Origin of the sequence: Bradyrhizobium sp. URHD0069 (genome assembly GCF_000701345.1) — a bacterium.
In the GTDB taxonomy this organism is placed as follows: domain Bacteria; phylum Pseudomonadota; class Alphaproteobacteria; order Rhizobiales; family Xanthobacteraceae; genus Bradyrhizobium.
The window spans coordinates 118960-127891 of sequence record NZ_JNIJ01000020.1; the positions used below are offsets into that span (position 1 = coordinate 118960).

An 8932-nucleotide genomic window follows, 5' to 3' on the forward strand; every position below is an offset into this window, starting at 1 on the left:
CTCGCCCTGTCGTTGCCTTTTGTGTAATCGCCGTCTTGCATGATCGCCGTCATCTAACCGAAGCCGCGTCGTCGGCCGGAGGGAGCAAGTATCCTATGCTTCCGGCTGCAATGCGGCGTCCTGCTTGAACAGCCCGACCTTCAAATCCTTCGCGTGATAGATAATCTGGTCGTCGGCCGAAAGCCACCCGTCGGCGATGCCTAGCACGAGCTTTAAACGCATCACGCGTTTGATGTCGACGTTGTACACAACCTTACGCACGTTCGGCATTACCTGTCCCGCAAACTTCAATTCGCCGAGTCCGAGCGCGCGGCCGCGTCCCTCCCCGCCACTCCAGGCCAAAAAGAAACCAACCATCTGCCAGAGCGCGTCGAGGCCCAGGCATCCCGGCATCACAGGATCACCCTTGAAATGGCAACCGAAGAACCAAAGATCGGGATTCACGTCGAGTTCGGCGCGGATCATGCCTTTGCCATATTCCCCGCCGGTCTGGGTAATCTCGGTAATGCGGTCGAACATCAGCATCGGAGGCAGCGGCAATTGCGCATTGCTTGGGCCAAACAGCTCGCCGCGGCCGGACGCCAGCAGATCCTCATATTCGTAACCGCTGCGCCGATTGAGCATAGTGTCAGCCTCTTTCAAATCCCGAAGGGAAGCGCTCTCGCGCGAAACGGACTTTTTCGCGTGGGAAGCGCGCCAATGGCTCTAGATCGCGAATACCGCAGGTCAGGACGCTCCTGCGGGAAATGACGCCGCCGTTGCCGAAAACGCATAGCTAAGTCCGCGGGCTCTCTATCATAGGCCCCGCGAGCGGCAAAGCACCACAACGAGGGTAAATCGCAGCGTCCCGCCCGTGGTTTCTTTTAACCTTGGGCCTGTTCTAGTTGCGAAAAACTTGCATGTAATGGAATTCCTTCTTATATTCCACTGCTATAGTGGTGAGATAGTGAGTGCGGTGCCTGAAGTGGAAATGAGCGACAACGCTTCGCCCTTGAATGATGACACCGTCGATTCCGCGGCCCATAGGCCGGGACGGCAACCGCTTTTGACCGGCTGTCCTTGGCACGACGTCAACGAAATGCTGCAGGCGGCAGGGCTGCGTCCCACCCGCCAGCGCATGGCGCTGGGCTGGCTCCTGTTCGGCAAGGGCGCACGCCACCTCACAGCGGAAATGCTCTATGAGGAAGCGACGCTAGCCAAGGTACCGGTGTCCCTCGCCACCGTCTACAACACGCTCAACCAACTGACCGATGCGGGCTTGCTGCGTCAGGTCAGTGTCGACGGCACCAAGACCTATTTCGATACCAACGTCACCGCGCATCACCACTTCTATCTCGAAAACAACCATGAACTGGTCGACATTCCGGATCCGCATCTGGTGCTGCAGAAGATGCCGGAGGTGCCCGAAGGCTACGAGATCGCCCGGGTCGACATGGTCGTCCGGCTGCGCAAGAAGGGCTGAATCGCTCAGTTAGTCGTCCCGGCGAACGACCCGGGGCCCCAGCCACAGCCATTCCCAACCACAGCCATTGTTGATTTGAAGAAGCCGTCGGCCACGGCACCCAACGCGCGTCCACGCCGTAGGGGTCCGCCGTTCGCCGGGACAACTCGGGATGAGGGTTCGCGCTACTCGATCGCGAACACTCACTCCACCTTTTCGTCCGCGTAGACGCCCCACAGCCGCTGCTGTTGGATCCAGCCGTCGAAGCCGTTGCCGGTGACGTGGCACCAGCCCGCCGTACACTTCTTGACCTGGGCTACGACGCCGGCCTGCAGGCGGGCGGAAACCGCGCTGGTTGGATCGGCGCGATCGTAGAGCGGCGCGAATTCGTCCTTGGTCTTCATGGTGATCACGGCGGTGCGGCGACCCGAGAGCAGCGAGTGATAGACCCAGCCCTCCGCGCCTTCCGAATCCCGGACCCGGCGCCAGTTCTCGAATTCGGCGGTAATCTCAACCGGCAGGCCGGAGCGGGTGTAAACCCAGGCGACGTCATTATCCTTGGTCGGACCGGCCCTGACATTCACATGGTCGGATTTGAGGCTGACATAGCGCGGCACCGGCAAACCGCTGCTGCTGACCGTCTGATCCTTTGCCGAATGTCCTGAGCTTATCGACGCGCCCAGCAGGCTGCCTGCGAGCACCACTACAGAACAAAAACGCCCCAACGCCATCAACTCGTCTCCTGCCGACAAACCAACTCAAATTCTTCGAGCTGAAGCATCAAGCCACGCCCAAATCCCCGGTGGGCCGCCCCGATCGCCCCCGGCTTGTGATTTCCGCTGCTGCCAGGGTTCTTGTCTTGGCCCGCTCTTCTGCTAGAGAGGACGGAACACTTTTAGAACCAGGACGAGCCCGAACGCCCCTGCGCAAGCTTGCGGGAAACATCGGGGGTAACCCACGGAAACGCCGGGCACCACGCGGCAACCGCAGTGTCGAACAACCGGGTTAATGAGGTCTGAATGATCTCATGAGAGCAGGAAATGTCGGTTAAGAAAAAGCCTCTCGTTGTCGTCACACGCAAGCTGCCGGACTCGATCGAGACCCGCATGCGCGAGTTGTTCGACGCCCGGCTCAATCTCGACGATACGCCGCTGACGCCGGAGCAAATCGCCGATGCGGTCCGCTCGGCCGATATCCTGGTGCCCACGGTCACCGACGAGATCACCGAAGAGCTTCTCAAGCAGCCGGACTGCAAGCTGAAACTGATCGCCAATTTCGGCAACGGCGTCGACAATATCGACGTTGCCGCCGCGCATGCGCGCGGCATCACCGTGACCAACACGCCGAAGGTTTTGACCGAGGACACCGCCGACATGACCATGGCGCTGATTCTTGCGGTGCCGCGGCGGCTAATCGAAGGCGCCTCGATCCTCACCGAGGGCAAGAACTGGCCGGGCTGGTCGCCGACCTGGATGCTCGGCCATCGGATCGGCGGCAAGCGGCTCGGCATCATCGGCATGGGTCGCATCGGCCAGGCCGTGGCGCGCCGGGCGCGAGCCTTCGGCTTGCAGATTCACTACCACAACCGCCGTCCCGTCGCGCCGCGCATCGCCGACGAACTGGGCGCGACCTACTGGGAAAGCCTCGACCAGATGCTGGCGCGGATGGACATCATCTCAGTGAATTGCCCGCATACGCCGGCGACGTTTCATCTGGTGTCGGCGCGGCGGCTGAAACTGATCCGCAAGGACGCCTATATCGTCAACACCGCGCGCGGCGAGGTGATCGACGAGGAGACGCTGATCAAGCTGATCGAAACCGGCGAGATCGGCGGTGCCGGCCTCGACGTCTACGAGCACGAGCCCGCGATCAATCCGAAACTGGTCCGGCTGGCGAAGGCCGGCAAGGTGGCGCTGCTGCCGCATATGGGCTCGGCCACCATCGAAGGCCGCGTCGAAATGGGCGAGAAGGTGATCATCAACATCCGAACCTTCCTCGACAACCACAAGCCGCCGGACCGCGTGCTGCCGAGCATGTTGTGATTCTCGCTGCGAATTGACGTGTCCCAGGCGCGGCGTTCCACACACTGCTCCACCGAGCCGGGACCCATGAAGGATGCTGCGGTTTGGACGGACCCCGGATCAGCAGCGCTGCCATTACGCTGCGCAGCATCCGGACCAGCCCTCACGCTCATCGATATCCGCTCAAATCCACAATGGTCGGGCGATCGCCGTTGAGCGGATTTGCCGGAGCGCGCGCATAGCGCAGCGTTTCGAAACGCATCGCGCGCGCGTCCACCATCAAGAGACGCCCGACCAGGCCCTCGCCGAATCCGACGATTTCACGGATCGCTTCCAGCGCCATCATCGATCCCAATACACCGGCAAGCGCGCCCATCACGCCGGCCTCGGCGCAGGCCGGCACCGTGCCGGGCGGCGGCGGTTCGGGAAACAAACACCGGTAGGTCGGATTGAACTGGCCTTCGGCATTTCTCTCATGCGCGCGTATCGTGGTCAGCGATCCGTCGAACACGCCGAGCGCCGCCGTGATCAGCGGCGTTGCGGCGAGGAAACACGCGTCCGAAACCAGATAGCGAGTTTCGAAATTGTCGGACCCGTCGAGCACGAGATCGTAGCTGCTGATCAGCGCCATCGCATTGTGAGCATCGAGCCGCGCGGCATGCGCCGCAAACCGGACATGGGGATTGAGCGCATGAATTTGCGTCGCTGCGCTGTCGACCTTGCGCCGGCCGATATCAGGCGTTGCGTGAATGATCTGACGCTGAAGGTTGGACAGCGACACGACGTCGTCGTCGACCACGCCGAGCGTGCCGACGCCGGCGGCGGCGAGGTACATCAGCGCGGGCGCACCGAGGCCGCCCGCACCGATCACCAGCACGGAAGCTTCCTTCAATGCGGCCTGGCCGGGGCCGCCGACTTCGCGCAGCACGATGTGGCGGGCGTATCGTTCGAGTTCTTCGGCACTCAGCATGGCGCGGTCATGTCCTTGCAGTTCACTTTGGCGTCATTGCGAGCCAACGCGTCGGCGCAAAGCGCCGCCCGATGACAGGCTCCGCGAAGCAATCCAGCGGCGGCGCGGCAAGACGGAGCCGATGGATGGCTTCGTCGCTTCGCTCCACGCAATGACGGCTGTTTTGTTGTCATCTACTGAACCCTCCGCCGGTTGTTGCCGACCAAGCAGATGTGCTTAATTGCGCGCTCTTCAATGGACCCGAGACTTGTCATGAGATCGATGCTGACGGCAACATTGATGTTCGCGGCGGCGGGGACCTCCGCCCCGGCGCAGATAACGGCGCCGGCCACCGTGGGGGCCAAGCCGAAGCCGGTCGCGACCGTTCCAGTCCGCCCCGCCCTGCAGACCCCCGCCGAAACCGCTGCTGCGATGGCGCAGGCGGAGCGCCTGGCGATCCAGTCGGACCTGGCCTGGGTTGGCCAGTACAACGGCGCCATCACCGGCGAAGTCAGCGAGCGCATGGTGACCGCCATCAGGGAGTTTCAGAAAGCCAGAGGCAGTAAACCGACCGGGGTGCTCAATCCGCAGGAGCGTGGTGTGCTCGCCGAGACCGCGAAACGGCGGCAGGACAATGTCGGCTGGAAGATCGTTACCGAAGCCGGCACCGGCGCGCGGCTCGGCCTGCCCACCAAGCTGGTGCCGCAGCAATCCTTTGAGGCCGACGCCGCCAAATGGGGCTCCTCCACCGGAACCATCCAGATTCAGCTTTCGCGGCGCAAGGAAGCCAACCCCACGACCGCAAAACTCGCCGATCACGAAAAGCACGAGCCGGCCGAACGCAAGGTCGAATACACCGTGGTCAAGCCGGATTTCTTCGTGCTGTCGGGCCTACAGGGCCTGAAGAAATTTTACGTGCGCGGACAGCATAAGGGTGACGAGGTTCGCATCCTCACCATTCTTTACGACCAGGCTACCGAAGGCACCGTGCAGCCGGTGGTGATCGCGATGTCGAGCGCGTTCAATCCGTTTCCGACCGGCGCGCAGATCGCCGGACCGCCGCCGCGCAAGGGCGTCGAATACGGCACCGGCGTTGTGGTCAGCGATGACGGCGCCATCATTGCCGACCGCCAGGTCACCGACGGCTGTCTGACAATCGCGATCGCTGGCTACGGCAATGCCGATCGGCTCGCCGAGGACAAGGAGCACGATCTCGCGGTGCTGCGCATTTACGGCGCGCGCGGATTGAAGCCGCTCGGATTGAACAATGGCGCGGCGAAATCGGCTGTTGAAATCACCGGCATTGCCGATCCGCAAAATCAGGGCGGCGGCGCGGCTGTGAGCAGCGTCAAGGCATCGATCACGCCGGTCGGCAGCGGCAACGAGCTGGCGCTGTCGCCGGCGCCCGCGGTCGGTTTTTCCGGCGCGGCGGCGCTCGATGGCGACGGCAAGTTCGCCGGCATTGCGCTATTGAAGCCGGTGGTTGTCGCGGGACCGGCAAATGCCGCGCCGGCGGCGCAGGCGGCGCTGGTATCGGCCGATACCGTGCGCGAATTTCTTAGAGCCAATGGCGTAGCGACGACGGATGGATCGACGGCCGCCAAGGCGTCCGTCGTTCGCGTGATCTGCGTACGGAAGTAGGTTTCACCCCTCACCATGAGGCCAGCCCTCAACTCCCGCTGAACGAATTGTATCCCTGGTCTTCCCAATAGCCGCCCTTGTAGTCGTTGGTGACTTCCATCGAGATCACGTATTTCGGATTCTTGAACCCGAGTTTCGTGGGCACCCTGATCTTCATCGGATAGCCATAAGCCCGCGGCAGGATCTCGTCGGCGAATTTGAACGTCATCTGTGTCTGCGGATGCAGAGCCGAAGCCATGTCGAGCGGGCTGTTGTAGCCATCGTAATCGGCACACTGGAACCAGCAATATTTGGCCCTGGTGTCGGCGCCGACCAATTTCAGGAAATCGCGCAGCGGCGTGCCGGTCCAGCTTCCGATCGCGCTCCAGCCCTCGACGCAGATATGCCGCGTGACCTGCTTGACCTGCGGCAGCTTGTAGAGCTCCTCCAGCGTCCATGATTTCTTGTTGTCGACGAGCCCGCGCACTTCGAACTTCCAATCCTTGCCGTCGATCTCGGGCGCATCGTCGAGCGCATAATAGCCGTTGAACGGGAACGGATTGGTGATCGCGCTTTCCGGGAAGGTCGGCGCCAGCGCGTTGGGATTGAAGATTGCCGCCTGCACGCCATCGTTGAATTTCGAGATCTGCTTCAGCATCTCTTCGGCGGAAAAGCTGTCGGACACGTCGCAGCCGGTTAGAAGCGTCAGCGCGCCGAGGCTCGCGCCACCGGCGATAAACCGCCGCCGCGCCAGATCCGGCATCACTTTCGTAGCGTCCCTGACCAGCAATCGCTTGTCGACGCCGGGAATCAGAAGGGAACGAATGCGGCCCATGATATTCCTCCTCTAGCCCCTTCAGCGGCCGATGATCATGGCGCGCAAGCTCTTCGGCACCAATAGCGCCAACGCGACGTGAACCACCAGGAATGCGACGATCGCCGCCATGCAAAAGAAGTGGACGTAACGCGCGGCTTCATAGCCGCCGAACAATGCCGTCAGGTATTGCAGTTGCACCGGCTTCCAGATCCCAAGACCCGACAGCACGATCAGAATGCCGACCACGATGATCCCGGCATAAAGCAGCCTCTGCACATAATTGTATGTGGAGAGGTCGGCATGCGACAGCTTGCCGGTCAGCGCCGCCTTCGTATCCGATATCACGCCCGCCGACGTGATCGGCAGCAGCTTCTTGCGGAAGCGGCCGGTCGCAAGGCCCAGCGCAAGATAGACGAGGCCGTTGACCATCAACAGCCACATCGCCGCGAAGTGCCAAAGCAGCGCGCCGCCGAGCCAGCCGCCAAGCGTAATCGAACTCGAAAACTTGAAATCGAACAGCGGCGAGGCGTTGTAGATCTGCCATCCCGACATGATCATCAGGATCATCGCCACGGCATTGATCCAGTGCACGACCCGGACCCACGCCGGCTGAATGACTTTCGCCGGGGTGGCAATGGTGCGTTGATCGCTGGCTGCAAGGCTCGACATGGCTGTTCCATCGCTAATAGGCCGATACGTAAAGTATACGCCGGAAACCGGGGGCTCGTTACTGCCGGCAGGCTATCAGGTTTATGCCTGGCGGATATCGCGATCACAAAACTGCGAGCCGGGTCGACCCGGCTCGCAGCACGTATCGCGGTTTAGGAGGCGGGCATCAGGACGGTGTCGATCACATGGATGACGCCATTCGACTGATTGACGTTCGAGATCGTGATGGTCGAGGAGCCGCCCTTGGCATCAACGATCGTCACCTTGCCGCCCGACTTCCTGACGGTCAGTTCCTCGCCTTCAACGGTCGTGAGCTTCTTGCCCTCGGTCAGGCTGGAGGCTGCGAGCCGGCCCGGAACCACATGATAGGTGAGGATTTTGGTCAGGGTCGGCTTGTTTTCGGGCTGGACCAGGGTGTCCACCGTGCCGGCCGGCAGCTTGCCGAAGGCGGCGTTGGTCGGCGCGAACACGGTGAACGGGCCCTTGCCTTCCAGGGTCCCGACCAGGCCGGCGGCCTTCACTGCCGCAACCAACGTGGTGTGGTCCCTGGAATTCACGGCGTTCTGGATGATGTTCTTCGACGGGAACATCGCGGCGCCGCCGACCATGACGGTCTTCTCGCCGGACCACTCGCTTTTCATCATTTTGGCTTGCACGCCCGCGGGCGCAACGATGGCGGCAGTCAAAGTCAGCGCGCCGAGGGCGGCGACGGACAGAAGTGCAATACGCTTGGACATGGATTTTTCTCCCGATGGGTTGACTGACCGGCGGACCTCCGCCGGCCATGATGGGCAACAGCGACGTTGATCGTTGATGGTCGCACTGCGTCGCCGTTGGGCCGAGCTACGGGAGGGTTTTCGGCCGGTTTCGGAAAATAAATTATCGTGATGTCTGAAACTATTTGCGGCGCTGGCCGTGTGCGCTTCGGATTGCTGGATCGCCTGCTTTCGAGGTTGTAATCTTATCTCTGACTTCATCCTGAGGAGCGCGCCCTTGCGCGCGTCTCGAAGGATGGCCGCGAGTCCCTGCGTTTGTGTCCATCCTTCGAGACGCTTGCTTCGCAAGCTCCTCAGGATGAAGTCAGTATCCTTCACACGCTCTTTCGCAGGCGACAAAGGCTGGGCGTGTGGCGCGCTCGTACTCAATGCACGCCACCGATTCAATTTCAGACAGCCAAAACAATTTCAGATGCGCGTTCGCGATCCCGCGGCGCGATGCGCCCGAGGCGTGCTGGAATCTTTCGCCCAGGAAAAGTGAGGGCGTGGGGAATGCCGGGTGCACGGTGCACCCGCAGCCCGTGTGCAATGGTAGTAAGCACACGGTAGTCACCGCAGGTCACCGGAACACCCGGCATTCCCGCACGCAATGGTTTTAACGGCTTATATCGTGCTCTCCCCGGCGACGAATTCGTCTTG

At 61.8% G+C, this 8932-nt stretch carries 10 protein-coding genes; 3 read left to right on the forward strand and 7 right to left on the reverse strand.

What is annotated here, in order from left to right; genetic code table 11:
• Nucleotides 1–93: 93 nt before the first annotated feature.
• Nucleotides 94–624 (reverse strand): 3-hydroxyacyl-[acyl-carrier-protein] dehydratase FabA, encoded by a 531-nt coding sequence (gene fabA, locus N554_RS0113910; protein WP_029584024.1) that lies wholly within the window; start codon nucleotides 622–624, stop codon nucleotides 94–96.
• Nucleotides 625–970: 346 nt separating this feature from the next.
• Between fabA and irrA the strand changes: the two genes are divergently transcribed.
• Nucleotides 971–1462 (forward strand): iron response transcriptional regulator IrrA, encoded by a 492-nt coding sequence (gene irrA / locus N554_RS0113915; RefSeq protein ID WP_029584025.1) that lies wholly within the window; start codon nucleotides 971–973, stop codon nucleotides 1460–1462.
• 182 nt (nucleotides 1463–1644) lie between these two features.
• Here irrA and N554_RS0113920 read toward each other — a convergent pair whose 3' ends face one another.
• Nucleotides 1645–2172: an SH3 domain-containing protein gene (locus N554_RS0113920; protein ID WP_029584026.1), complete on the reverse strand. Its 528-nt coding sequence runs from the start codon at nucleotides 2170–2172 to the stop codon at nucleotides 1645–1647.
• Nucleotides 2173–2481: 309 nt separating this feature from the next.
• Here N554_RS0113920 and N554_RS0113925 point away from each other — a divergent pair, with 309 nt between their 5' ends.
• Nucleotides 2482–3483, forward strand: coding sequence for a 2-hydroxyacid dehydrogenase (locus tag N554_RS0113925; protein ID WP_029584027.1), 1002 nt, complete (start codon nucleotides 2482–2484; stop codon nucleotides 3481–3483).
• A 148-nt stretch (nucleotides 3484–3631) separates the two neighbouring features.
• On the opposite strand, the gene N554_RS0113930 is transcribed toward N554_RS0113925, so the two are convergent.
• On the reverse strand, nucleotides 3632–4432 hold the full coding sequence (locus tag N554_RS0113930) for a HesA/MoeB/ThiF family protein (protein ID WP_029584028.1): 801 nt from the start codon (nucleotides 4430–4432) through the stop codon (nucleotides 3632–3634).
• A gap of 252 nt (nucleotides 4433–4684) precedes the next feature.
• Between N554_RS0113930 and N554_RS0113940 the strand changes: the two genes are divergently transcribed.
• Nucleotides 4685–6052 (forward strand): serine protease, encoded by a 1368-nt coding sequence (locus N554_RS0113940; protein WP_029584029.1) that lies wholly within the window; start codon nucleotides 4685–4687, stop codon nucleotides 6050–6052.
• Between the two features lie 28 nt (nucleotides 6053–6080).
• Here the strand turns inward: N554_RS0113940 and N554_RS0113945 are convergent, their stop codons facing one another.
• From N554_RS0113945 to N554_RS41485, 4 genes are all read right to left on the reverse strand, one after another.
• Nucleotides 6081–6866, reverse strand: a complete 786-nt coding sequence (locus tag N554_RS0113945; protein WP_029584030.1) for a molybdopterin-dependent oxidoreductase — start codon at nucleotides 6864–6866, stop codon at nucleotides 6081–6083.
• Nucleotides 6867–6887: 21 nt separating this feature from the next.
• Nucleotides 6888–7517: a cytochrome b/b6 domain-containing protein gene (locus N554_RS0113950; RefSeq protein WP_029584031.1), complete on the reverse strand. Its 630-nt coding sequence runs from the start codon at nucleotides 7515–7517 to the stop codon at nucleotides 6888–6890.
• 152 nt (nucleotides 7518–7669) lie between these two features.
• Entirely contained in the window at nucleotides 7670–8254 is a 585-nt protein-coding gene (locus N554_RS0113955; protein WP_029584032.1) for a fasciclin domain-containing protein, read from the reverse strand.
• Nucleotides 8255–8682: 428 nt separating this feature from the next.
• On the reverse strand, nucleotides 8683–8932 hold a 250-nt coding region (locus N554_RS41485), incomplete at its 5' end, for a hypothetical protein (RefSeq protein ID WP_210165376.1).

What these genes read in the sequence shown, in the direction of transcription:
- fabA (WP_029584024.1), bottom strand. Translation starts at nt 624, where the DNA reads ATGCTCAATCGGCGCAGCGGTTACGAATATGAGGATCTGCTGGCGTCC.
- irrA (WP_029584025.1), top strand. Translation starts at nt 971, where the DNA reads ATGAGCGACAACGCTTCGCCCTTGAATGATGACACCGTCGATTCCGCG.
- N554_RS0113955 (WP_029584032.1), bottom strand. Translation starts at nt 8,254, where the DNA reads ATGTCCAAGCGTATTGCACTTCTGTCCGTCGCCGCCCTCGGCGCGCTG.
- N554_RS0113945 (WP_029584030.1), bottom strand. Translation starts at nt 6,866, where the DNA reads ATGGGCCGCATTCGTTCCCTTCTGATTCCCGGCGTCGACAAGCGATTG.
- N554_RS0113950 (WP_029584031.1), bottom strand. Translation starts at nt 7,517, where the DNA reads ATGTCGAGCCTTGCAGCCAGCGATCAACGCACCATTGCCACCCCGGCG.
- N554_RS0113925 (WP_029584027.1), top strand. Translation starts at nt 2,482, where the DNA reads ATGTCGGTTAAGAAAAAGCCTCTCGTTGTCGTCACACGCAAGCTGCCG.
- N554_RS0113930 (WP_029584028.1), bottom strand. Translation starts at nt 4,432, where the DNA reads ATGCTGAGTGCCGAAGAACTCGAACGATACGCCCGCCACATCGTGCTG.
- N554_RS0113940 (WP_029584029.1), top strand. Translation starts at nt 4,685, where the DNA reads ATGAGATCGATGCTGACGGCAACATTGATGTTCGCGGCGGCGGGGACC.
- N554_RS0113920 (WP_029584026.1), bottom strand. Translation starts at nt 2,172, where the DNA reads ATGGCGTTGGGGCGTTTTTGTTCTGTAGTGGTGCTCGCAGGCAGCCTG.